Source organism: Parabacteroides sp. 20_3 (assembly GCF_964238835.1).
In the GTDB taxonomy this organism is placed as follows: domain Bacteria; phylum Bacteroidota; class Bacteroidia; order Bacteroidales; family Tannerellaceae; genus Parabacteroides; species Parabacteroides distasonis.
In genome coordinates, this window is record NZ_CAXSNO010000007.1 from 246,283 (window position 1) to 270,908 (window position 24,626).

The window sequence follows — 24,626 nt, forward strand, 5'->3', positions numbered from 1 at the left end:
AGTCTGATGGCAAGAGTACGGGATTATACAAATCCTTACATGGGCCTAATAAGATGTAAATTTTTGAAAAACAAAAACATAACAATTATCTCTAATAACTGTTGGGGGGGGCATTGCTATCGGTATTTTGCTCTTCCTTATGATAGTCCCACGATAGGGTTATATATTTTTCCTGAAGACTATATTCAGCTGATTAAGGATTTGAGAAAGTATATGGCTATGCCTTTAAAGTTTATAAAATATACTGAGAGTAAGTATTCTGTCAATCTGAAAGAAAAGGCTCAGACTAATGTCCCTATTGGTATATTAGGTGATGTGGAAATAGTATTTCTTCATTATAAGACTGAAGAAGAAGCTATTGAGAAGTGGAACAGGAGAAAAAGCAGAATACATTGGGATAATATCTTCTATAAATTTGCGGAAATGAATGGTTGTACAGAAAAACATCTGCAAGATTTTGATGCCTTGCCATATAATAAATTTGTTTTTACATCCCATAAGCGTCCTGATTTAAAATCGGCTGTATACTATAAAGGATTCGAAAAAGAAGGACAGATTGAAAATGATACTCTGGTTTTTAATTATGGAATAAATCTTGTTAAATTTTTTAATACAGGATCCTTGTGAAAATAAATGAATATCATAAAATGCTGTGCAAGTATCTGATTTTGATGTCTGCCTAATTTCTATGAAAATATAGATATTAACTGTTATAACTTGAAATTTCATGGATCCACGTTTGGTAGTAATGGTTTTGAATTATTCGCTTTTCAGAATCTAATAATAATGGGGGCTAAAGACTGTTTATATGTAACAAAGCAGGAGCAACGACTAGCGGCATATATATTCAGCAACATGATTTAAACAATATGGAACTTAAAATGGCTGCTAGCTTTTAATAAGAATGTAGCGAATAGATTTGGAGAAGTGAGGAACTTGGAAAGATAATTGCGGTTCTGAATAAGCAGGCAGAGAAACTCCAGAGGGAGAATGTTGTATTGAAGGAGCAAAAAAAGCGGGACTGTAAGAACCTCTATGGTTTTAAGAGCTAGAAAACAGAAGACAGTTTTGCATGAAGAAGAAAAGGATTACTTTGACAGAATCTCAACGCCTAGCACAGTAACTGAGAATGAGTGACATGAAAATATACACAAGGAAAAGTTTGTCAATTACTTGAAAGACTTCTGAAAACAGCTTTCGCTTATATGAAAGAAAGATGGTCGTTGCAGTATAGACAACTCAATTACTGAACGGTTTATCTGTCCCTTTGCGAGTGAAAGGATAAATTCGCAGTTTTTCGGGAGCAATAGGATGGCAAATGTATCTTAATTAAAGTGGTATACCCAAACTGAGGGGTTATAGAAAAAGTGGTTGGAAGCAAAATGAAAGTTTTAATAGTGAGTGATTTTCACGCTTATAAGTATAGAGAAAAATTGTATGTGGGGACTCAGTTCTCTACTATTGTGAAAAGATATAAACAGGTATTTGGAGACATTCATGCTTGTTTTCGGGTAACGTCTATTGACATACTGCCAGCAGGATTTGAATGTGCGGAAGAGTTGTTTGTATCCTATTATGGCGTGAATGGTCTATCTGCGGCATTTTCGTTGCAATTCAAATCACACATAAAGGATTTGATTTTCTCTTGTGATTTACTGATAATCCGCTGCCCGACTATGTTGGGTATAGCAGCAGCAAGGATTGGCAGAGATTTGGGTAAGCCCTATTTAGCGGAGGTTATGGGTGATGGATGGGATGCATACTGGAATCATGGACTAGCAGGAAAGATTATGGCACCCTACTTTTATTTACAGATAAGGTATTGCGTTGGCAAAGCCGACTTCGCATTGTATGTTACTGAAAAGTATTTGCAGAATCGGTATCCATGCAAGGGCTTAAGTATTGGTGCTTCTAACGTTCTCATAAAAGAAACTAGTAAAGATAACTTGAATAAAAAGAAAGAGCATTACGCCAAAAAGAAGTGCGAACCTCTGATACTTATGACTTCTGCTTCGGTAGATGTAAGATACAAGGGACAAGAATATGTCATCAAAGCTATTCCAAGGCTCAATGAAAGAGGAATTAGAGTGAGATATCTAATGTGTGGTGATGGCAAAGGAGTTCATCTGAAAAGTTTGGCTACCCAATTAAGGGTTGAAGACCAGGTTGTATTTACAGGTAGATTGTCGCTTGAAGATATATTCAAGCTCCTTGATGAGATCGACATCTATATTCAACCTTCTCTTCAAGAAGGTTTACCAAGGAGTGTTATTGAAGCCATGAGCCGAGGATGCCATGTTATAGGTGCAAGAACAGCCGGCATTCCGGAGTTAATAGATGATTGCTATGTGGTGAAAAGGAAAAGCCCTTCTGATATAGCTAAAAAGATTATTGCCATAAATAATCTGACGGTTGAAGAAAAGATTAACCTCTGTAATCGCAATTTTCAGAAATCAAAGGAGTACCAATCTGATATATTGGACAAGAAACGTTGTTGTTTTTTTGATAAGATAAAACAGTCGATCTTACCACACTTAATATGAATATAAATTTAAGTGTTGATTTGACAAAAAGTTATGTGTACTTTGGATAGTAGTTTTTTGTGTTTATTCAATTTTGATATTTTTGTTAATATTATGTTGAATTGTATTGTTTCAATAGTAGAATAGTTGTCTTGTTTTATATTTTGTTATAGATGCTAATTAACTAATTGCAAGATAGAATATGTTAGATGTAAGGAAATGTTGTATTTGGCATGTTAATCGTTTTATCGTATTTACTTCTGCTAATTTCTTTACTAATTATGAGGGTTTATTATATGGTTTAAGATACATTGTATACTATGTATCTATGATATAGTTTGATTTATGAAAATTGTAACAGACATTCTTTTAGCTTTCAGAGCTAATGTCAAATGCTTCAGTCTAAAGTTAATGCACATGAAAACGCTTTATTATCACCCCTATATCAGGATGGATCGCAATGTGAATATCAGGTTACGGGGAGGGGTAATAACACTTGGTAAAGGAGTTCTTGTGTCTGCTCGCTCGGTGATCAGTGCATCAGATGGAGGCAGGTTGACTGTCGGTAAGATGGTGGGTATAAACAGTAATAGCATGCTTATGTGCCACAATAGCATCTCCATAGGAAGTAACACGATAATGGGACCTGGGGTGTATATTTATGACCATGATCATGTGTTTGACTCTGAACATGGAGTCCGCAGAAATGAATATATTACCGCTCCTGTCGTTATTGGAAAGAACTGCTGGATAGGAGCCAATACTGTTATATTGCGTGGCACGACTATTGGAGACAATTGCCTCATTGCGGCAGGCAGTGTGATAAAAGGGAACATCGAGTCTGGCTCGATTGTAGTACAAAAACGAGAAACGATAACAAAAATGTATTAAATCTATCATTCGTTATTTGTGTTTATTATAATAAAGAATTAAATGGGTGTGGATTTGAGGGATAAAAACTATGGATAAATTATTAAAAAGATTCTTAGACTTTACGTTTACGTTAGTCTTGTTTGTACCAAGTGCATTCATATTATTTGCTGGTATGCTTTTCGTGAAGATCGTATCGCCGGAGTCATCACCGATTTTCAAACAGGTGCGTGTGGGATATCGAAACAAACATTTCACACTGTATAAGCTGAGATCTATGACTAATGAAAGGGATGCTGATGGCAATCTACTTCCAGATGAGCTGAGATTAAAGAAATGGGGTAAGGTTGTTAGGAAAACAAATATAGATGAGTTGTTCCAGATTTGGAATATCTTAATTGGTGAGATGTCTTTTATAGGACCTCGGCCTATCTTGCCCAAGGAGATGCTTGTGATGACAGAATCAGAACAACGAGAACGTCAGTCTATGAGACCGGGTATAACTGGATGGGAAGCCATACATGAAGGGAAGTCACAAAGCCGAAGAGAAATGGCGGAATTTGATTTGTTTTATGTTCGTAACTGGTCATTGTCTATGGATTGGAAGATCTTCTATACCACAATAGGATTAATTGTTGGTTTTGCTCGTCCTGATGATAAGTTTAGAGCTCCCAAACTTAATGAATCGGAGTTTCGTACAAATAAAGAAGTAGAAGCATAGAATATGGAAATAGGATCATTTTTAGAACTTCAATTACCCAAAGGGTTGGAATACTATTGTCAAAATGATGATGTTGCTCGTCTAAATATAGGTCGTGCAGCGATTTTACATGCATTTAGGTGTTTTGGCTGCAAAAGAATTTGGCTTCCGATTTATCAGTGCGATACTGTTAGAGAGTTTCTTCTTCGTAAGAATGTTGAGATAAAGTATTATCATATTGACAAGAATTTTAATCCTATTGATCTTAATGCCAATAAAGAAGATGCAGTTTTGTTGGTAAACTACTATGGTATTATGTCTCATGAAAGGATGAGAATATTGTCCATGACATATAACCATGCGATCATTGATAATTGTCAAGCGTTTTTTTGCGCTCCAATAGAAGGTGCGATGAACGTGTATTCATGTAGGAAATTTGTTGGGGTGCCAGATGGAGCCTACGTTATAGGCAAAGGGGTATCGCAATATGTAGAAAATTATTCTCAAGGCTATTCAAGTGATACCGCTTCTTTTCTGTTAAAACGAATTGAATATGGTTGTGAAGGTAAAGGGTATGAAGCCCGAAGCGTAAATGAACATCGAATTGATGTCGAAGATATCATGAAGATGTCAAAATTGACTCGATATATTCTTGATGGTACTGATTATGAATACATAAAACAAAAAAGAAAAGAGAATTTTGCGATTGCTGAAGAATTATTTCGATCAATAAACAAGATTGATGCGGTACGTTTCTATGATGAAGATACGGTTCCAATGGTTTATCCTCTCTTAGTAGAAGAAGATGACCTTTTAAAACGTTTGCTGAATGCGAAACACTTCCAAGGTCACTGGTGGAGCTACATCTGTGAAGAACAACAGGCAGACAGTTTTGAGTTCTGGCTGTCAAGATATGTCATCCCAATAACGATTGATCAACGATATGGACGAGAGGAATTAGAATATCTGGCTCATATAATCAAGAATTAATATAATTGCTATGAACAATTCATACAATGGACATTTGATTATAGTGTTCGCTTTGGAACATTATAATCCACTTAATATGATTCGCGCTTTTGGCGAGAATGGTATAAACCCTGTATATATCAGCGTAAGGCGCAGATATGAGGTAGCGACTCAAAGTAAATATATATCGGAACTTTATCGTGTAGATTCCGTTGAAGAAGGATATGCGTTCTTGATAGAGAAATATGGCAAAGAGGAAAAGAAACCTTATGTCGTATTTTCTGATGATAAGTCCGTGGGATATTTTGATCTCCACTATGATGAATGGAAGGATAAATTTATAACCTATAATGCGGGACATACTGGTCGTATTAATGAGTTTATGGATAAGTATGAAATCCAGCAGTGTGCAAAACGTCATGGATTTAATGTTTTGGATTCATATGTCATCAAAAAAGGTGATATTATTCCTAATGGTTTATGGTACCCTGTTATCACAAAGGATATTTCTCCAAACTCTGGTAGTTGGAAGTTTGATGTGTTTATCTGCAAGGATGAACAGGAATTGGTGAATGCTATGAATAAGATTACAAGCCCTTGGGTAATGGTACAGCATTTTGTTGATAAGCAGAACGAAATGGCATTAGAGGGTTATACGATAAACAATGGTAAGGATATGCACATAATTACTCAACTTAAATGGAAATACCTTATTCAAGGGTATTATAGTCCATATCATGACGTTACTATGTTTACGGACAAGGATATGGAAGATAGACTTCAGGCAATGTTTGAGGAGATTGGTTTTAACGGTGTGTTTGAGGTTGAGTTCTTGATTGATAAGGATGGAACTTTTTACTTTATGGAAACGAACTTCCGTGCTTCGGCTTGGAATCCAACATGTAAGTTTGCGGGTATGCCATTGCCTTATTTATGGGTGAAAGGTATGGAGAATGGATATATCGATTCTGCCGATCGCAAAGAATTTGAGCCTTTCACTTCTATGAGTGAAGTGATTGACTATGGAAAACGTGTTGAAGGAGGTATATGTTCGTTGGCTGAGTGGCTACGAGATTTCAAGGGTGCTAAATGCGTATATATTTACGACAAGGAAGATAGAGGCCCTTGGAATGAGGTGATTAAGAACTTTGATAATTTCAAATAATAATGAAGAAAGTACTTATATATGGCAAGAATAGCTATATCGGTGAGCATTATTATCAAGCGTTGAAAAAAGTTGGTTATAATGTAGTTATCATAGATTCTTTTGAAAAAAAACCAAAAGATATAGATTTTACAGGAATAGATGTTGTAATCAATGTCGTTGGTATTGCCCATGTAAAAATAACTGACGATATGGAAGATTTGTTTTACAGAATAAACACAGATCTTGCTGTAGAGCTATGTGAAGAAGCTAAGAAGCATTATGTAAAGCAGTATATCTATATGAGTTCAATGAACGTTTATGGTGATACTACTGAAACTATTTGTTCACGTGACCAAGAATCTCCTAAGAATTTCTATGGTAAAAGCAAGTTTTTAGCTGATCAACGTATTCATGAACTTGAAGATGATAATTTCAAGGTTGCATCAGTTCGTCCTCCAGTAGTTTACGGAAAGGGATGTAAGGGTAATTTTGCATTGTTGCAAAAAATAGCTTCTTTGACCCCTATCTTTCCATCATTCAGAAATGTGAAGAGTCTGATTTATATAGGGCATCTCGACAATTTTATTTGTCAGTTAGTAGAGAGTGGAGATGGGGGCTATTTTCATCCTCAGAATGCTCAGACTATTTCTACAGCCGATACTATAGTTGCTATCCGTAAGGCTTTAGGAAAGAAAACTATTCTCATTCCAGGTCTTGGACTATTGGTAAAAATATGTATGAAATTTATATCAAAAGCAGAACGTGCTTTTGCTAATGATAATTATTCCATTGATTTTTCTCGCTACAAAGATAACTCGTATTGTAATATGTCTTTCCAAACTACAATAGACAAGACCATTAATGGATAAGAAAAAGATTTTTCTGATTGCGTGTAAGGACTATAACTTTTATAATTTCAGAAGTGAACTCATTCTGAAATTGGTAGAATTAGGTTTTGATGTAACTTTAGTATGTCCAAAAGGAAACAAAATCGCATATTTCGTTGATAGAGGATGCCATTTTGTAGGCCATACGATGGATAGAAGGGGAATGAACCCATTTAAGGATTTGGTACTGATTCGTACATATTACAAGATTTTCAAGGAAGGTCAACCTGATCTGGTTTTGTCTTATACTACAAAAAGTGTTTTATATAGTGGAATAGCCTGCCGTTTATTGAGAATTCCTTACATTGTCAATAATGCAGGCTTGTTAGAACCATCTAATTACAATCCTATTGTTGGTATTTGTTTAACAATATTTTACAAGTTGGGCTTTAAAGGAGCATCGTGCATGATGTATCAAAATAGCAGAGAGCGTGATGTGTTAAACAGTATTTTGCGAAACAAGATACCATATAGAGATATTCCCGGCTCTGGGGTTAATCTTGATGATTTTGAATATTCAAAATACCCTAATGAATCAGAACCCATAACTTTTAACTATGTAGGTCGTCTGGTAAGGATAAAGGGTATTAATGATTTCTTAATTTGTGCTGAGAGGATAAAAGCAATATATCCAAAAATACGTTTTATAATCTATGGTGATTATGATGAAGATGTGTATCGTCAGCGTGTACATGAATTACAAAAGAGAGGTATAGTAGAGTATGCTGGTGTTCAGATGAATATGAAGCCTTTTATCTCTAAAGCTCATGCTGTAATTCATGCAAGTTATTATGAAGGTATGACGAACGTTGTTCTTGAGCATAGTGCAATGGGGCGTGTTTGTATTGGTTCAGATATACCAGGTATAAAAGAAGGAATAGATGAAGACGAGACTGGTTTTTTATTCCATTGTAAGAATGTGGATGAGTTAGTTTCTGCTGTAGAAAAGTTCATCAATCTCCCTTATGATAAGAAGGTTGCAATGGGTAAGGCTGCAAGAGAGAAAATGGAGCGGGAATTTGACCGGAATATTGTGACGAACATATATATTGAGGAGATCAATAGAATATTACAACGAAAATAGACAAAGCAATGAAATACCTATTAGTAGTGGCTCATCCAGATGATGAGGTATTGGGGGCTGGTGCGTCTATCTATAAATGGACGCATACAGGCCATGAAGTGAATGTGTGTATAATGTGTACAGAAGCAAAAGCACGTGCTTTTCGACCATCAGATATAGAACTGGAGGGTGATACGGATGCTGCTATATCGTTCTTGGGTGTACAAAAGAAGTATGAAGGAACATTCCCTAATATAGAAATGAACACTGTGTCGCATTTGAAACTTGTTCAGTTTATAGAGAGTGCTATCAAGGAAAGTGAGCCGGATATTATCATTACTCATCATCCTGCGGATACAAATAATGACCATTTACAAACCTCCATGGCGTGTCAAGAGGCCATACGTTTGTTTCAACGCCGTCCTGAAGTGAAACGTGTTAAGGAGTTTTGGTATATGGAGGTACCTTCATGTACAGAGTGGAAAATAAATAATGCTATGAATACTTTTAATCCAAATTGTTTTGTAGAGGTTGGAAAAGAGGGGGTGCTTGCGAAAGTTAAAGCTCTTTCTATGTATAGGGGTGTTATACGTTCGTATCCACATCCCCGTTCGGAGGAATATTTATTAGGTTTGGCTGCTGTACGTGGTGGGCAGTGGGGATTAGGCTATGCAGAGGCATTTGAGGTAGTATTGAGATGGTATGATAAAGATTTCTATTAAATAGAATGGAATAAATGATTGATAAAGTGTTTTTGGACGCAATGTTGGCTAGAGCAGCCGAGTCGTCTCGGCTACGTGTAAACCATGATTTGCGTAACTCGGCAACTGATACGTCGCAGAGGATGTTGAACGCATTGGCTGTGGGCACAGATGTGCCTATCTATAGGCATGAGGATACAGTAGAGACAGTGATTTGCCTTTGTGGGAGACTGGAGGAGATTATATATGAGAGGGATAGGGAGGCTTTTAAGGAGGTGTCTCGCTATCTGCTTTGCTCTCATGAGGGGAGGTATGGCATGTAGGTTCCAATGGGGACATGGCATACGATAAATGTGCTTGAGCCATCGGTTATATTCGAGGCTAAGGATGGAATATCTAGAGGGTGATTCGTTTACTAGAAGAGACGTATTGTAGCTCTTGCTCTGTAGGCTGTCGAAGACTGAAAAGTAAGAATAATGTTATCGGGAGAGTTGGTGTAAGAACCGGCTCTCCCGTTTTTTATTTCTATCGAACGCTTGCGCTTAAAAGGCGATCGCCACCTCCGCACCGATCTGGAAGGGCTTACCCAGTTGGATAAACGGATTTCCGAACGACTCGAAATAGAATGCAGAGTAATGGGTGTTCGTTATATTACGGCTCCATAGGTTTACGTTGACGATACCTTTGCGTACGCCTACCTTTGCGTTCACCGTTCCGTAGAATTTCTGGTAGATGTCGTTTCGCTCGGTCCAGAAGATCTTTCCGACACCGCTGAATTGGGCGGAGGCGGAGAATTGGTCTATCCATGCGTTACGGAACAGGCGGGTGTATTGCAGTCCTACGTTGAAGGTATGACGTGGGGTATATGGGATGAAGTTGTTCTTGAAATCCTCTTTCCCATTGTTGTAATCCCGGAACGTAGCATGGGTGAAACCGTAATTAACGTCGGCGGTTAGCCCATCGATGATGCGGGCACGCAAGGAGGCCTCTATACCGTAGCTTTTGGCTTTCCCGGCGTTGGTGAGGATACGGCCGTTGCCGCTGTTCACGAATTTGGTCAGCTGCACGTCTTGAATGTCCATATAGAAACCTGTTAATTCTGCGCTTAGGCGTTGGAATAGCAACTCGCTACGGATACCGATCTCGTAGTTCCAGCTTTTCTCCGGTTTGTAGGCGGCTACTTCCTCGATGGGGGTAGGTTCTTTGACCTCGATCGGCATCATGTCCTTGAAAGCGCTCATCATATCGTATTGCATCTGGCTTTGCATCACGTCTGCCGACATTTGTACGTTGTAGCCCCCGGTCTTATAACCTTTCGCTACTGATACATAGGTGAACGTGTTTGACGAGCATTCGTACTTTAAAGAGACTTTCGGAAGTACTTGCCAGAAATCTTGGGAGACACTGGCGTCCATCACGGTGGTTGGGATCGGGAAAAGTTTCTCGATGTCGATAACCGGTCCGTTTTCTACGAAGCCGAAACCCATTCTCATCTTAGCCTCAGAATTGTAATCCATCTTTTGCTTCTCGTAATCCAAGCGGATACCGGCGGTAATTGACAGACCTTCCGTGAACAAGTTGTTATAAGTGGATTGGTGATACAATGCAAGGCCGTAAGAAGGGGTGTCGAAAGAACCCGGAATATAAAGATGATCGTCCAGTATTTTTAGATAGGGCATCTTAGGGTGATCTTTCTTCAATTGATCGAATACGGGCTGGAGAACGGTCTTAATTCCGTCTTCCTTGAAATCGACCGGACCGTCCGTATGTAGATCATCGTAGAAACCGTAGAGTCCGAAGGACCATTGGTAATTATTCCTCGTGTTGCTCTTGATCGCCAATTCCTCGCTGAAAGCGTTTTGCTTTTGCTTTTGGTTGAGGGTAAAGATCGAGAGAGGGGAGAAGTCTTGATCCATCTTCATGTCATCCTTGAAATATTGATGACCGGTGGTGCTGCTCAGTATCACGTGCTCATTCCGGTATTCGAGGGACAGGTTATTGGCGATGACCGTCCGTTTATAAGAGCTGGGATCGTTGATATTGATAGGATTTACATACTTGTGATCGGTATTTCCGGTTCCGATGAACATGCCATATGGAAACGCTCCTTGATCCGTATAATCTACGGAAAGGGAGTAGGAGGCACGGAAGTTCGGATTGAAGCGACCTTCTAACTTGAATCGGCCGCCTACATTGTCTTCCTTATCGATCTTTTTCCCATCGTAGGCATTAGTGTAGAAACCGTCGCTATGGTCATAGTAAGCGGCGGCGGTGAATCCGATGGTCTCGCTCAACTTAGCATAATGGGAGGCCTTGACTTTATATTGCCCGTAGCTTCCGGCCGATAGGGAGAGTTTCTTTCCTTGGTAATCGAACGGGGAGATGGTATAGATATTTACGATGCCCCCCATGGCGTTACGACCATACAAGGTTCCTTGCGGCCCTCGTAATACCTCGATGCGCTGGATATCGGTCAGCTCGAAATCGAAGGTGCTTTTATCCAGATAAGGCACGTTGTCTACATATAAACCCACGGATTGTCCGCTACTTCTGGCTCCGATACCGCGGATATAGATGGCCGAGGTTAGTTTTGCCCCATAATCCGGCATGTATAGGTTAGGGACGAAAGAACTTATATCCTTTAATGCGTCGATCTGCCTGCCGGAGATCATTTGTGGGGAAAGGATCGATACGGAACCGGGTAACGTGCGGAGATTATTTGTCTCCTTCGTGGATGAGGTCACGATTACCTCACCCATGTTATAGGTTTTTATCGTGTCGTTCTCGTTAGCCTTGATGTCCTCGGCGTATACATTTTGCAGCCCCAACGCACCTAGGGCGATGATACCTAAGTAGTGTCTCTTCATCGAATTTCTTTTGTTAGTATATTTTTTCAATCGCGAAGAAACGGTAAAGAAACAGGATGGTCAATCACTAGATGTAGTGATTTTGAAAGCTGGTTTGTTGGCTTCGCTATAGTTCGATATCGTCGCCGGAGATGATCCCGTTCATGATGGCGTAGAAGGTGAGGCCGGATACGGTCTTGATGCCCAGCTTGGCGGTGATGTTCTTACGATGGGTAAGGACGGTGTTCAAGCTGATGTTCAGCTTATCGGCGATCTCTTTATTCGTGATGCCTTTTACGATCAGTTGAAGTACGTCTACCTCACGGCTGGATAGGTCCTTGTTGTTTTCGGTAGTGGTGTTGCCGGAGCTGTCGCTCGTAAATAATTGTTGCAATTGCTCGATAATGGTCTCTTGGGAGGAACGTAACGTGATACGGTTCATAGACGAGAGCGCCCCGTGTTCTTCGGTGCTGTCGATGAGGAGGGCGGTCTTGTTTCTTCTCGGGAGGAAGAAATCTGCGTTGAGCACAAGGGTATCTGAATCGGTGAAATAGTAATCGTAGGTGTCGCTTCCTGTGGAGGAAAGCATCTCGAAATTTGGAAAATAGCAAACCTCTACCGGGGGGAAGTAGTCGGTCAGCAAGCTTTGCAGCCCAATACTTCTTAGGGTATCAGACAGTATGATCGCTATTTGTTTGTTTCGATGCATTTCAGATCGTTAGATACATAATTTTTCCATGGCCGAGACCATGGGGGTAAGGATTCGATACCGGATCCGGTTGTGTTGTTTGATATCTTTCTCCAGACTACAGATGGAGAAGAGGACGGCATAACATAAATTCTCGTCGTAATCTCCCGAAAGATGCTTGACCATGATACTTTTTAAGTCGGCTAAAAGGGCCTCGATGGTATCTTCCGTACGTTGCTCGGAGGTGATTTGCAATCCATCGATCGTTCCCGCCGGTTCTTTTCCCAGCTTTTTACTTAACGACATGCAGTAGGGGAACCATATCTTATCATCTTTCTCAATGCGGGCGATGAGTTCTTCCTTGAACGAGGAGAAGAAGCGTCCTATCAATCCAAGAGTAGGATTGCCTGGCGTACTCATCGAGATAAAGGAACCTAGATGGCGTTCTATATTGGGAAGCTGATAACGTAAATAGTATTGGTTCGTCTTTGTCAGGTAATCAATGATCTGCGATGTATGGAAAGTTTGTAACTTCTTCTCCGGAAAATACTCCTCGTTGAGGAAGGTATTGATCACTGTCAATAAAAAGTCCGTATCCAGCGAATGTTCTTCACAGAGCGTCTTCACCGATTTGTCGCCAAGCCCGAGACGAATCCCAAACCGGTTGATTACGGGAATGAGTGAGGGGTGTTCTTCCACCACCTCACTCAATTGCATATTTGGATATACTAAAGGCATCTTATCAAGCTTGTTCCCATTGTTCACGTAATAACTTGACGGCGGCGGGGACTACCACGTTACGGTCTCCCTGACATCCGCACTCGAAGCTTATGTAGTTGTTATAACCAATCATTTTCAATCCCTTGAAACCATTGATATAGTTGTCGGCATCTCCATCCTCACCCGGCATGCTGCGACGTTTGCGGCTGGCCACGTGTACGTGTTGGAGATACTCTCCACCAGAGATAAAGGCTCCCATATCAGAGGTCTCTTCCCATGTCATATGCCAGAAGTCGCCCATGCAACGTACACCCGGATTATTGATATCCCGGCATAAAGAGGCGGCGTCGGCTACTTGACGTAGATAAAAACACTCTTTTCGGTTCAAAGGTTCAAAGATGACGCTAGTCCCATGCTGGGCGGCGAAAGTTCCCATCTCGTTGAATTGCTCGCAAAGGAAATCCCGTGTCTCCATCGTATGAGGCAAGGCGGGGACTTGACCATTAAAGGCAGGAACGATAATCACGCCCGTAGAACCTAATTCACCGGCTGCGGCGATGATCTCTTTCATCGTATCCATGCATTCCTTGCGGATGGCTGGATCGGTAGAAAGAATAAAGCCTTTGAAGCCGGCGCAAATGGCACTCACTTTGATATTACGTCCGTTTAAGGCCTGCTTGATCTCGTTTACCCGGCTGGCTAATCCTCCGCCACCCGGCTCAAAACCTACAACGCCCAACTTCTCCATAAAATCAAGTTTCTCGTTCAAACTTTCACCCGGGGCGATTCCCTCTTGGAAAGAAAGCTTTAATTCAAGGTCCTTGCCGGGCTTGTCGCTCCCTTTTTCTCCTTTGGCAGTGTTTGCCGGCTTGGAAGAGCAGGAGGCCAAGGCCGTACTTCCTACCGCTAAAGCAGCGCCGGATAAGGAGGTTCTTAAAAAGTTTCTTCTATTTAATGTCATAAACAGTCTGGATTATTTCTTGTCGATTGGTTTACCCGGAACAGGAACGACGAAGCCGCTCATATCCATCTTTCCTAAGTTCAAATCTTTCGGAGTGTAATCCAATGCAGAGGCAGTCATGGCATCCCAAGTGGTCTCGGTACCCGTGTAAGCGGACTCACGACCCATGATTGCGGCCATATTGGAGATAGCAGTCTCAGAAGCTTGCTCGATTTGTTTACCACCACGGATGCAGTTGATCCAGTTTACATGCTCTAATGTATACGGGTCAGTTTGCTTGAAGTTCGCTTTTTCGGCCTCGCTATCATATTTCCAGATAACGTTTCCTGCCAAATCCTTGATCTCCATCGTGTCACTGCTCCATGATCCCTTGGTTCCTTGGATGAATTCGCTTACATTATTTGCACAACCATCTATCTGGCGGCACATACTGTGCATATGGATACCATTTTCCATTGTGAAATCAACGCTGAAGTTATCATATTGGTCGCCAGTGATACGACGGTGGCGAGAACCGAAACCTACAGCCTTGACTGGTTTCAATCCGCTGAACCAAGTGAATACATCTATATTATGTACGTGTTGCTCTACGATATGGTCGCCGGAAAGCCATTTCCAGTTTACCCAGTCCTTGATCATATATTCGCAATCGTTCCATCCCGGTTGACGATCCCGATACCAAAGCATATTCTGATTCCAGTAAACCGTACCGCCCGTGATCTCACCGATCAATCCTTCCATGATCTTCTTGTAAGACTCGACATAACTGCGTTGGTGATGGCGTTGAGTACCGGTTACGACACATAAGTTCTTTGCCGCAGCTTGTTTCGCGGTAGCCATAATGGTACGGTAACCAACCGGATCAACACAGATAGGTTTCTCTAAGAAGGAATGTTTGCCCTTTTCTGTGGCGTATTGGAAATGAACTGGACGGAATACGGGAGGAGTGGCGACGATCACTACATCTACGCCGCTATCAATCACTTGTTTGTACGCATCCAAGCCGACGAAACGTTTATCAGCCGGTACATCAATTCCTTTCTCATCTTTTAATTTCTTTGCCAAATCATCGACACGTTCTTGGAACGTATCGCCTAAAGCCACGATCGTAACGCCGTTCGCAGCGTTCAAGAAGTTAAAAGCGGCTCCGGAACCACGTCCGCCACAACCGATTACACCAGCTTTTAGTTCTTTTCCATCAGTCGCCAAATCTGGTAATTCGGGCACGTAATAAGTACCGGGTTCTTTCAAAGGCTTTATTGCGTTCGCACTTTCACCTCCACCACAAGAAGTTAATACACCAACTGTACTACCTGTTCCAATTGCTCCAAGTGCACCCGCTAGGGCTGAACTTTTCAGAAATGATCTTCTGCTAATGCTGTTCTCTTTTTTCATGATATTATTTTTTTTAGACACTATTTATTAGGTTCACATACAACACGGAAACCGATTCCTCTGATATCGGAGTACCACCAGATACTCTTCGGTTGTTGCGGATCGGTTTTTAACCAAGCTTCATGTTTGGTATAATCACGGGAAGCGCAGCGAAGATCTGCCGCATCGGAGGTGTAATTACCGCCTCTCACTACCCACTCAGTACCTTCGGTAACCAATGGATCTGTGGCACTACTTCCGCTTTTAGCATAAGCTTCAGGATCATACTTATCGGCACAATATTCCATTACATTACCTAACATATTCTTTAAACCGAAAGGATTGGTTTTTACCAAACCCGGTTCTTGCGTCTTGTTTTTGCTGTTCTTGCTATAAATCACATAAGAACCTATACTATCAGTCTTAGCGTCGAAAAATTTACGCCAGAAGCCTTGATCGGAGAAGTCTTTTGGATTACCCGTAAAGAAATAAGGTGTTTCCGTGCCGCCACGTGCCGCATATTCCCATTCCGCCTCGGTCGGTAAGCGATAAGTCTTTCCTGTTTTCTTGGATAACCATTGGCAGAAAGTCTCGGCCGCATAATGAGTCATTGTAATAGCCGGGCGATCTCCGCCACCCCAGCCTTGATCCGGGAAACCGAACGGAGGTGTCGGACCAGAGATGGCATCGACATTCGGATTACTGTTATTTGCGTATACGGTCTCTGGAGGGGTACGGCCCTCACTCATCGTATTCCCATAGAAAGCCCAGTATTGATCCCAAGTCACCTCGACCTCAGCCATGAAAAACGGACTGACAGTTACGTTGTGTACAGGCGACTCATCTGCTTTATGAAATGCCTCTTTTTCCTCACTACCCATTTTGAATGAACCTCCGGGGATAGCAATCATCTTGAATGAGACCATTGTTCCGGGAATTTGTTCTACATAGTCGGTGAAAGAGGTAACTGTAGTTGGTTCCTTAAAAAACAAACTGGTATCCGAAGATGCCCCGGATGTATTTTGTCCCGGTATACCAACCATCTTGGAGTGATTGTAGTTCGGATTGTAATGTCCTGCATCCAAATGGCAACTAATACATTGTAGATCTAGCTTTTTCTCATTCTCATCATAATATAAATGTGCCGTTACACCATCATCGGTAATTCCTTCGGGGAATAAGTTCTGATGGCACTCCTTACAAGATTCATTGGGGATATATTTAACGGCGTGTTCCAACTCGGACTTAGTTTCCCAATTGAAATCCGCGCTGTCTTTAGTCAAGTATGACCAAACATCTTTCATACCCAATTTAGCCTTTGCGCTATAATGTTTCCAAGTATTTGTTTGGGGTGGGAGGTGACAAGCTACGCAATGTGTCTTAACGCCACTTCCATTATTTACATGCTTGGAAAGTTTCCAACTGTTTTCTACGTGAGGATGCACGTGGCACATCATACAAGATTCATCTGTCGAGAAATATACAGATGTTTTATAAAGGGCGATCATAATCCCAGCTCCCAAAAATAATCCGAGGAACAGGATAAACGCCTTACTTTTGAAAAAATACTTTTTCCTCTCAGACGAGTATCGATTTGAAAATTTGTTAGTTGTCATCTGTTTCTATGGTATACGATTTACACTAAGTCTCAATTAGATTTAAAATCGGCAATAAAAGTAGTATATTCCTTTATATATTGAAAGAAAAAATAGTCTCTTTAACGAAAAATGTTGTCTTATTTACGCTTTTTTATCGCAATGGGAAGAGAGGGTGAATAATAAAAAAGCGGCAACACATATTCATTGTGTTGCCGCTCACGCACGGAAGGAGAGGCTCGAACTCCCGACACCTGGTTTTGGAGACCAGTGCTCTACCGACTGAGCTACTTCCGTATTGCGGGTGCAAAAGTAGTTTAATAATTTGAATATGCAAGTAAAATATGAGAAAAAATAGTCTGCTTTTTAAAAAGGCATTTAGATTATATTTAGTATGTTTGCCAAATCAAAGAAAAAGGAGTGGGAGTTTTTGTGCGAGATATCAAAGGGTTGCTTGAATCTGTGTCGGTAGATAACATGGGAGCTTTCGAACGTTTTTATAATTTATATTATGATCAGGTTTTTCGCTTCGCTTATTATTGTTTAGGCGAGAAGGAGGCATGCCGTGAAGTTGTGACAGATGTTTTTTTCTCGGTCTGGCAATCTCGGAAACGATTAAAGGAGATTGATAATATAGATACTTATTTATATATTTCTGTACGTAACGAGTCTTTTCGTTATCAAGCAAGGAATAAAGACTTGAATAGGGCTTCTTTAAATGAGTTGTTGCCATTAATGGAAGAGGAAGATGAGGGTTCTCCGGAGGAGCATTTGGAGTTAAAAGAGATGAGAGAGATGCTTGATAAAGCGATTGACGAACTTCCTGAGAAATGCCGTCTTGTGTTTTTGATGTCTCGTGAGGAGGGATTGAAAACGAAGGAGATCGCGGAAATATTATCGGTTCAAGAGAGTACGGTTCGTGTACAGATGAAGATCGCTATAGAAAAATTGGTAGCCCGGTTGAAGCCGAGCTTTCCAAATATTTCATTCTCTTTATTGCTGATGTTTATTTTTAATGTGATTTATCGATCTGCTTAAGCTTTCTATATGGGGATATTCCCTGTTAGAAGGAAAGATGATAGTTCTTTTATATCAGTAACGATTTTGTTTGCTTCGGCATTCGCTAGTTCTTCTTCATCCCCGTAGCCGTAAAGGACTCCTATTGAATCTATGTTATTCGCTTTGGCCCCTTCTATATCATATTTACGATCACCGATCATGACTACGTCAGACCGTGTTTTTATATCGGTGCTGTCTAATACATATTGTATTACATCCGCTTTTTCGGAACGGCTTCCGTCGAATGTGCTTCCTCCAACAAATGCAAAATAAGATTCTAAGTGGAAATATTCTAGAATTTGTTGAGCGAAGGGTTGCGGCTTTGAGGTGGCTAAGTAGATTTTCATTTCGTTTTCGGTAAGCAAACGGAGTAATTCATCAATACCTTGATACAGGGTATTCTCGAAAATACCTTGTTTTGAAAAATATTCCCGGTATTTAGCAATGGCTACATCTGCTTGCTCATCTGTAAACTGATAGAAGTCCTTAAAGGATGTTTTTAATGGTGGCCCGATGAAAGGGCATAAAGATCGTAAATCTTCTACTTCTATATTGAAATAGGAGAGGGCGTACTTTACAGAACTGGTAATACCAATCATAGGATCGGTTAATGTACCGTCCAGATCGAACAATATATGTTGATACCTTTTGTTATTCATTAGATATTAATAGGATTGAAAAAAGAAAGGCAAGATCTCTTTCAAGATTCTTGCCTTTTTGATGAGTCGGGATGAGAAGACTCGAACTTCCGACCTCCACGTCCCGAACGTGGCGCGCTAGCCAACTGTGCTACATCCCGTTTTTTGTTTTGTTGTATCGTTGTCTCGATTACGGGTGCAAAGGTACACATTGTTTTTGAACTTGCAAGAGAAAAGTGGATTTTTTTGCAGGAAAAATAGATAATTTACTGTCCTGTGAATTTTTCTTTCAAAACATTTGCTGGATTAAAAATAATACCTACCTTTGCACCCGTAATCGAAACAACGATATACAAAACGACATGATGGTGCCATAGCTCAGTTGGTAGAGCAAAGGACTGAAAATCCTTGTGTCCCCGGTTCGATTCCTGGTGGCACCACTTTTAGAGAAAGCAAAAAGAAGTAAACTCCTAATATTCAAAGAATATCGGGAGTTTTTGTTTTTAACCACTACGCAAAAAACAGCAAATTTCAACCTACTTTGGTGGAGCAAAAGGTGGAGCAAATCAGGAGATATTTCATCTCCACCTTTTGTCTTTGTTTGACACTGTTTGTCAGTATGTTACGTAACAAAATCCTCTCCACATTTCCATAATTTTGTATCACTTAAAACAGGTAGAAAAATGATGGAAAGAAATTCATTTAGTGTTTTGTTCTTCTTAAAGAAAACCAAACTATTGAAGAATGGTGAAGCCTCTGTATGTATGCGGATTACGGTTAATAATATTCGTTCTGAAACGAATATCCGTAAAAGCATTACCCCTTCCCTATGGAATCAGGCGAAAGAATGTTCTCGTGGTAAAGACCGCAAATCAAACGACCTGAACAGGTTTATCGAAGAAGCTCGAATCAAATTGTATAATATCCATGCTGATTTGAAACAGGAAGGTTTGCTCATCTCGGCTACTATCCTTCGCGATAAGTTCTTTGGTCTGGAAGAAAAGGAAGCCCCAAGAACCCTTATAGCCACTTTTCAGGAGCATAACAACCAATGTAGACAGTTAGTAGGTAAAGACTTTGCTCTGGTTACCGTTCGCCGCTACGAAAGTTGTAAACGGTATTTAGCCGAACTTATCAAAATCAAATATGACAAAGAAGATTTACCACTCAAAGATATAAACGGAGAGTTTATTCGGGCTTTTGATTTCTACTTGAAAACGGAAAAAGAATGTGCTCAAAACACCGTCATTCGCTATATGAAGTGCCTGAAAAAAATTACGAACCTATCTCTTGCCAATGAATGGATAAGCAAAGATCCGTTTATGGGAATAAAATTCCATGAGAAAGAAGTTCATCGTGAGTTTCTTACTTGGGATGAACTCCAAACTGTTATAAACAAAAAATTTGAATTATCTCGTATTGATTTGGTTCGGGATATTTTCATATTCTGTGCGTTTACCGGACTATCATTCATAGATGTAAAGCAACTAACATCAGAGCATATAGTAAAAGACCGAGAGGGAAATTATTGGATTCGCAAGGCTCGACAAAAGACTAAGAATATGTGCAATATCCCGCTGTTAGATGTGCCTTTAGCAATTATAGAAAAGTACAAAGGTTATCCCCTCTGCGAAAAACGAAATGTGTTGTTACCAGTTCCATGCAATCAAAAAATGAATAGTTATTTGAAGGAAATCGCCGATTTATGCGGAATTAAGAAGAATCTTAGCACTCATTCAGCCCGACATTCGTATGCCACGTCAGTGTGTTTAGCTAATGGTGTTAGCATTGAGAATGTTGCAAAAATGTTAGGTCATTCCAATATCAATATGACGAAACGATACGCACGTGTATTAGACCAAAGCATTCTAAATGATATGCAAAAAGTGGGTAGTAATTTGTCTGTATCAGGTATTTAAGAATAAAAATAGCAATATGAAAAAATCCTGATTGAGTATTATAGTTCTCAATCAGGATTTTTCATTTAGCCTACAAATGTAGGCTCATAGCCATTTAATAGCATCTGATAGCCTTGTAATAACACTTACACCCGATTTAAGAATAGGGCAAAACTCCCGTATCTCGTCGGTAGGTTGACCGTGTACAGGAAGAGATTTTAAGCAGTTCACAAATTGCGTATTATTTAACCAGTCTTTCCTTACTTCGGTTCTTTCCGCAAAGCGCGTTTATTTGCTTAGCAAAGTCCTCAAACCTCTGTATCAGTTGTTCAAAGGTTTGCTTTTCGATGGCTACAATTTCCATATCACTATTGTTTTAGATTGCTATAAACTCCTTTCATTGCAATAATTTGCATCAAAGAAAGAGATAAAAATAACTGATTTTGAAAACTGTGTATGCAGTGGACTGAACTGGCTGCCGATGTCCGTGACGCTCACTCCAACCAACATATTTTTTCCTTTTTTCTCTGATAAACATCTTCTATATGGAGAGAATAAATAAGGCAACACTTTTGATAAATTTACTCTTTTTGTGGAGCAAAAAGGAAGAAATTTATCAAAACCCGCAGGGCTTGGTGTTGCCGTTTTAGGCTCGGAATATACCTTTGTGTTCAGAGAAAGAAAGGATTAATTAAGATTATTCCATTGAAAAATAAGATATTAGTTTGGTTATAGCTATTGTGAAGTTTTCGCCATCTATGCAGTAAAAGCCTAACTTCTTGGCAAATGTACTGCTTTTGAGGTTGGCACATTCAATGCCGATATGGTTAAAACCGTACTTTCGGGCTATTCCTGTCAGAAATCGGATAAAGTGTGTTCCGTGCCCTATCCGTTCTTTGCTAAAACTCAATCGGGCGATAATCAGGCAATCAGGTGGAAAACGGCTTTCAACCTTTCTAATACGCAAATATAAATCTACCCGGCTGTTTCTCCGGGTAACTATTATATTATCCACTGTCAGCCATACAAGCGATTTGCGATACTTAAAACGCTCCATCAGGTAGCGGTCTATATCGGCTCTTAGTTCCTCATATTCAGCCATCGTCTAATCCCTTTCTTCTTTTTCTTTTTATGTTTCTGTGCTTGTAATTCCTCCGCCGATGTTGCATCGTAATTATTGCCATCTCCCAATGAGAAAATAGATAATAGAGAATCGCCACTACCGTTATTTTGCTGATTATAAGAATGTTTTTTATCTGCCTTGCTATCAAGGTTGCAAGAAATATTGTTTTCTTTTTCACTGGATTGTATTATCTCTTTTTTCTTTTCGCCAGTAAAATATTGTTTTGGCTCTTTCAACTCCTGCTCCTGCATTTTCAGTTTATCGTCAATGCTTCCGTTCTTAATCGTGTTGTGATACTCAAACGATTCTGATAATTGGCGATTATAGCCGAACAATCTATCAAAGCCCTGTTCCGCTTGTTGGAACAGATTCACACGGTCGAAGCCACCTTTTATTACTCCGTTCTTGGTATTTTTGTGGTTGGTAAGGGGTGATAGCTTCTTTTTATTAGCTTGGTCTTTCCGGCTCACAATCAAATGGCAGTGCATATTCAGTTCGTTGTGGGAACGGCTACGGTCAAAATGAATTTTTCCGTAAAACTTTATATCCGCTTCGGATAGCCCTTTGTTGAAGTTCTTGGCATATTCAGGAATAAACACTTCCCGGATATACCGCTTCATGGCTTCAGCTTTCTCCTGTTCTGTATTACCCATCGCTTGAAGTTCCTTTTCCGATGGGCTGACATGGATAGCGTAAAACTTAGCATCTGTTTTCAAGAGTTGCCCGATATTGGTATCTATATCTTTAATGACCTTTGATTTATAGATATTATCCTCTGTCAGATTGAAAAAGCCATCGGTATAGATTCCTTTCTCCATCCGTTCCAAGTCTTCATGCTCCACGTATGAAGCTAATTGCCGACAACTACCCGCATTATTATATGTTCCTCCCGATGGCGGAGCAAAATCTATGTGCATGGTTCTATGTATTTATTAGATTGACGATTTCCGCTTTTAGATTCTCTTTCCGTTTGCCGTCCATCACGCCACAAGTTGATAACTCCGAATAAAGTTGTAGCAGTTGAAGCAGTTTTTTATAATCCCGTTGGTGTATCTGATACAGGGCGGTGAGTTGTTTTCCCTGCTGGTTGATTACATCGGCGTGTTTGCCGAACTGTTCACTTACTTTTTGCAGTACGGCTATTTGCTTCCCCTGACTGGTTTCCAATTGAGAAAGAATAAGCGTTTCTAATGTTTTACTGATGGTGTCAAACCGAACTACGATAGAATTAGCAGTTCGTATCATGGGGTTCAGTTGTTCTTCCTCGTAGTGTCGGATGAAGCGGATAATATCGTCTTGCCGTTTGTTTATTTTCGCCAGTTCTGATTTTACGGATTCCGGTGCTTCCGATGGGTTGATACACGCTTTATCAATATAGACAAATGCCAGCCTGACTATTTCCCCTTTTTTCAGTGAATAGCGTTTGCAGAGCTTATCTATTAGCTTTCCCGTTTGCCGGTCTATCCCGATGGTGGTAAGTGTGGATATATTATTGGTCTTATCCATGATTATAACTTTTTTATAAGGAAAATGAGATTCATTGAGTTGATTATAAGCGGAATACATTTTTAGCTTATAATCACTGTTATAAACGGTTACAAATGTAACCTCCTAAAGCCGAAGGCTTTGCCCCGCAGGGCAAGAGGGAAGAACAGGACTTGTCCAGTTCCCTCTTGCTTCATTTAGCGAAACGAGCCGAGCCACAGGGCGAGGCGGTTTCTGCTAAATGGAGAGCGATAGCACTTCTTTAGTCGGTAACATTAGCTACCTTATTTTACTTCGGTTTGCTTATCGAGTTGATTTTCCTTTTTAAATCGTTCGTAGGTTGTAGAATCGGCATTTTCTTGAACAAATGCCCGAATGTCAGCCGAACGATAGTAGGTCTTATGGCTTATCGTAAAATAAGGAAGTTTGCCACTTGCCCGATACCGTTGCAAGGTTCGGAAAGATACTTTTAGCAGGAAAGCCAAATCTTGATTGTCGAGTATCTTATCGTTTTCGTCCAATACCTTGTCAGTATTGATAAGGGATTTTAGGTCTTGCCCGATTTCGGAGAGCTTCTTCGATAGCTGTTCCATCCACTTGTCGAAGTTTTCGTTGTCTATATACATTTTGCTTCATTTTTTAGTTTAACATTATTGTTTTCAATCGATTGATGAAGCAAAGTTCGGCAAATGAGTGTAAATAAGTTAGGGGTGTACCACTGGTACACCCCCATAAATAGTTGCTAAATTGTTGATTTACAAATAGCCTTTCTTCTTACTTTCTTCAGTAATGGCTTTACGAAGTATGTCCAAAAACTCAGTGCGCTTATTGGCTTTACGGCAAATTACATTATCGTGTTTTTTGTGGATGTCCCCCAATTTGATATTGAATAGGTATTCAAAGGCTCTTCCAATTTCGGTTAATGGTGATTCTGTCCCGTTGTGGGTAACCACCCGTTTAGATATGAATAACCCACTAACCAGTTCCATGATTTCTACAAGGTATGTTTCATCGGTGAGATAAAGCGGTGAGGGTGGAAAGCTATTTTTTCGATTTTGGAACTGAATCGGGTATTTAATACGCATATTGAGTATGCGAATTTCTGTATTTATAACTTCTATCGCTTCATCAATAAGCAATAACAAGGCATTTTTCCCCCTGCTCAAATTGCACTCGATACGATTTGAGCCTATTAAGTCCAAAAGAAAAATAGCGTAACAATACAGCGTAGTCCTGTTCATCTATGGCAACATTTGCCAAATGACTGGCAAGTTCTCGTAGTGCAGCCGTTAAATCATGTACGGCAAATTCTTTTTGTGAGTATTCCGATAATAGACGGAAAAATCTCAATCCTAACATAGTTTCCATGTGTCTTTTTGT

Annotated in this window: 24 protein-coding genes, 3 tRNA genes and 1 pseudogene; 13 read left to right on the top strand and 15 right to left on the bottom strand. The window is 40.1% G+C overall.

Features of this window, described 5'->3' with window-relative positions:
* The first annotated feature begins 6 nt into the window (after positions 1 to 6).
* The 10 genes and pseudogenes from ACESPU_RS15675 to ACESPU_RS15720 all read left to right on the top strand — a co-directional run bounded on the left by ACESPU_RS15675 (position 7) and on the right by ACESPU_RS15720 (position 9,266).
* Positions 7 to 627: a DUF1919 domain-containing protein gene (locus ACESPU_RS15675; protein WP_158563021.1), complete on the top strand. Its 621-nt coding sequence runs from the start codon at positions 7 to 9 to the stop codon at positions 625 to 627.
* Positions 628 to 1,382: 755 nt separating this feature from the next.
* A complete protein-coding gene (locus ACESPU_RS15680) occupies positions 1,383 to 2,543 on the top strand; it encodes a glycosyltransferase family 4 protein (protein ID WP_121961417.1) in 1,161 nt (386 codons plus the stop codon).
* A gap of 396 nt (positions 2,544 to 2,939) precedes the next feature.
* Complete coding sequence (locus ACESPU_RS15685) at positions 2,940 to 3,413, top strand: acyltransferase (RefSeq protein ID WP_158563020.1); 474 nt, start codon at positions 2,940 to 2,942, stop codon at positions 3,411 to 3,413.
* Between the two features lie 70 nt (positions 3,414 to 3,483).
* On the top strand, positions 3,484 to 4,113 hold the full coding sequence (locus ACESPU_RS15690) for a sugar transferase (RefSeq protein ID WP_121961415.1): 630 nt from the start codon (positions 3,484 to 3,486) through the stop codon (positions 4,111 to 4,113).
* A gap of 3 nt (positions 4,114 to 4,116) precedes the next feature.
* A complete protein-coding gene (locus ACESPU_RS15695; RefSeq protein ID WP_121961414.1) occupies positions 4,117 to 5,082 on the top strand; it encodes a hypothetical protein in 966 nt (321 codons plus the stop codon).
* 10 nt (positions 5,083 to 5,092) lie between these two features.
* Positions 5,093 to 6,226: a biotin carboxylase gene (locus ACESPU_RS15700; RefSeq protein ID WP_373133493.1), complete on the top strand. Its 1,134-nt coding sequence runs from the start codon at positions 5,093 to 5,095 to the stop codon at positions 6,224 to 6,226.
* A gap of 2 nt (positions 6,227 to 6,228) precedes the next feature.
* Positions 6,229 to 7,077 (top strand): NAD-dependent epimerase/dehydratase family protein, encoded by an 849-nt coding sequence (locus ACESPU_RS15705; RefSeq protein ID WP_121961412.1) that lies wholly within the window; start codon positions 6,229 to 6,231, stop codon positions 7,075 to 7,077.
* Complete coding sequence (locus ACESPU_RS15710) at positions 7,070 to 8,179, top strand: glycosyltransferase family 4 protein (RefSeq protein WP_121961411.1); 1,110 nt, start codon at positions 7,070 to 7,072, stop codon at positions 8,177 to 8,179. Before ACESPU_RS15705 ends, ACESPU_RS15710 begins: the two co-directional genes overlap by 8 nt.
* Positions 8,180 to 8,187: 8 nt before the next feature.
* On the top strand, positions 8,188 to 8,880 hold the full coding sequence (locus ACESPU_RS15715) for a PIG-L deacetylase family protein (RefSeq protein ID WP_121961410.1): 693 nt from the start codon (positions 8,188 to 8,190) through the stop codon (positions 8,878 to 8,880).
* Positions 8,881 to 8,894: 14 nt separating this feature from the next.
* Positions 8,895 to 9,266 (top strand): annotated as a pseudogene (locus ACESPU_RS15720) (WbuC family cupin fold metalloprotein).
* Positions 9,267 to 9,401: 135 nt separating this feature from the next.
* Here ACESPU_RS15720 and ACESPU_RS15725 read toward each other — a convergent pair.
* From ACESPU_RS15725 to ACESPU_RS15755, 7 genes are all read right to left on the bottom strand, one after another.
* A complete protein-coding gene (locus ACESPU_RS15725) occupies positions 9,402 to 11,726 on the bottom strand; it encodes a TonB-dependent receptor (RefSeq protein WP_146376189.1) in 2,325 nt (774 codons plus the stop codon).
* Between the two features lie 106 nt (positions 11,727 to 11,832).
* Positions 11,833 to 12,414 (bottom strand): LuxR C-terminal-related transcriptional regulator, encoded by a 582-nt coding sequence (locus ACESPU_RS15730; protein WP_158532353.1) that lies wholly within the window; start codon positions 12,412 to 12,414, stop codon positions 11,833 to 11,835.
* A gap of 9 nt (positions 12,415 to 12,423) precedes the next feature.
* Positions 12,424 to 13,110 carry a LuxR family transcriptional regulator gene (locus ACESPU_RS15735; RefSeq protein ID WP_005858717.1) on the bottom strand — a complete coding sequence of 229 codons (687 nt, stop codon included), beginning with the start codon at positions 13,108 to 13,110 and terminating at the stop codon, positions 12,424 to 12,426.
* 25 nt (positions 13,111 to 13,135) lie between these two features.
* Entirely contained in the window at positions 13,136 to 14,074 is a 939-nt protein-coding gene (locus ACESPU_RS15740) for a sugar phosphate isomerase/epimerase (protein WP_158532352.1), read from the bottom strand.
* Between the two features lie 12 nt (positions 14,075 to 14,086).
* Positions 14,087 to 15,469, bottom strand: a complete 1,383-nt coding sequence (locus tag ACESPU_RS15745; protein ID WP_087346351.1) for a Gfo/Idh/MocA family oxidoreductase — start codon at positions 15,467 to 15,469, stop codon at positions 14,087 to 14,089.
* 20 nt (positions 15,470 to 15,489) lie between these two features.
* Positions 15,490 to 17,064 carry an SUMF1/EgtB/PvdO family nonheme iron enzyme gene (locus ACESPU_RS15750; RefSeq protein ID WP_373133494.1) on the bottom strand — a complete coding sequence of 525 codons (1,575 nt, stop codon included), beginning with the start codon at positions 17,062 to 17,064 and terminating at the stop codon, positions 15,490 to 15,492.
* A gap of 203 nt (positions 17,065 to 17,267) precedes the next feature.
* Positions 17,268 to 17,340 (bottom strand) — tRNA-Trp (locus ACESPU_RS15755).
* 135 nt (positions 17,341 to 17,475) lie between these two features.
* Here ACESPU_RS15755 and ACESPU_RS15760 point away from each other — a divergent pair.
* Positions 17,476 to 18,081, top strand: coding sequence for an RNA polymerase sigma-70 factor (locus ACESPU_RS15760; protein WP_373133496.1), 606 nt, complete (start codon positions 17,476 to 17,478; stop codon positions 18,079 to 18,081).
* Between the two features lie 5 nt (positions 18,082 to 18,086).
* Here the strand turns inward: ACESPU_RS15760 and ACESPU_RS15765 are convergent, their stop codons facing one another.
* Positions 18,087 to 18,761: an HAD family hydrolase gene (locus ACESPU_RS15765; RefSeq protein WP_373133497.1), complete on the bottom strand. Its 675-nt coding sequence runs from the start codon at positions 18,759 to 18,761 to the stop codon at positions 18,087 to 18,089.
* Between the two features lie 66 nt (positions 18,762 to 18,827).
* Positions 18,828 to 18,901: transfer RNA gene (locus ACESPU_RS15770), tRNA-Pro, on the bottom strand.
* A gap of 206 nt (positions 18,902 to 19,107) precedes the next feature.
* Between ACESPU_RS15770 and ACESPU_RS15775 the strand changes: the two genes are divergently transcribed.
* Both ACESPU_RS15775 and ACESPU_RS15780 read left to right on the top strand, forming a co-directional pair.
* Positions 19,108 to 19,180, top strand: a tRNA-Phe gene (locus tag ACESPU_RS15775).
* Positions 19,181 to 19,426: 246 nt separating this feature from the next.
* The gene (locus ACESPU_RS15780) at positions 19,427 to 20,659 is read left to right on the top strand and encodes a site-specific integrase (RefSeq protein WP_343011547.1); all 1,233 of its coding nucleotides are present in this window, start codon (positions 19,427 to 19,429) and stop codon (positions 20,657 to 20,659) included.
* Between the two features lie 676 nt (positions 20,660 to 21,335).
* Here ACESPU_RS15780 and ACESPU_RS15785 read toward each other — a convergent pair.
* From ACESPU_RS15785 to ACESPU_RS15810, 6 genes are all read right to left on the bottom strand, one after another.
* Positions 21,336 to 21,740 carry a GNAT family N-acetyltransferase gene (locus ACESPU_RS15785; RefSeq protein WP_373133498.1) on the bottom strand — a complete coding sequence of 135 codons (405 nt, stop codon included), beginning with the start codon at positions 21,738 to 21,740 and terminating at the stop codon, positions 21,336 to 21,338.
* Positions 21,719 to 22,678, bottom strand: coding sequence for a DUF5712 family protein (locus tag ACESPU_RS15790; RefSeq protein WP_343011263.1), 960 nt, complete (start codon positions 22,676 to 22,678; stop codon positions 21,719 to 21,721). Before ACESPU_RS15790 ends, ACESPU_RS15785 begins: the two co-directional genes overlap by 22 nt.
* A gap of 4 nt (positions 22,679 to 22,682) precedes the next feature.
* Positions 22,683 to 23,267 (bottom strand): BfmA/BtgA family mobilization protein, encoded by a 585-nt coding sequence (locus tag ACESPU_RS15795; protein ID WP_343011264.1) that lies wholly within the window; start codon positions 23,265 to 23,267, stop codon positions 22,683 to 22,685.
* Between the two features lie 263 nt (positions 23,268 to 23,530).
* Positions 23,531 to 23,872 carry a helix-turn-helix domain-containing protein gene (locus ACESPU_RS15800; RefSeq protein WP_373133499.1) on the bottom strand — a complete coding sequence of 114 codons (342 nt, stop codon included), beginning with the start codon at positions 23,870 to 23,872 and terminating at the stop codon, positions 23,531 to 23,533.
* Positions 23,873 to 24,001: 129 nt separating this feature from the next.
* A complete protein-coding gene (locus ACESPU_RS15805; RefSeq protein WP_229036866.1) occupies positions 24,002 to 24,412 on the bottom strand; it encodes an RteC domain-containing protein in 411 nt (136 codons plus the stop codon).
* Entirely contained in the window at positions 24,375 to 24,614 is a 240-nt protein-coding gene (locus ACESPU_RS15810) for a hypothetical protein (RefSeq protein WP_146376342.1), read from the bottom strand. The genes ACESPU_RS15805 and ACESPU_RS15810 overlap by 38 nt, the downstream gene beginning before the upstream one ends.
* Positions 24,615 to 24,626 lie beyond the last annotated feature (12 nt).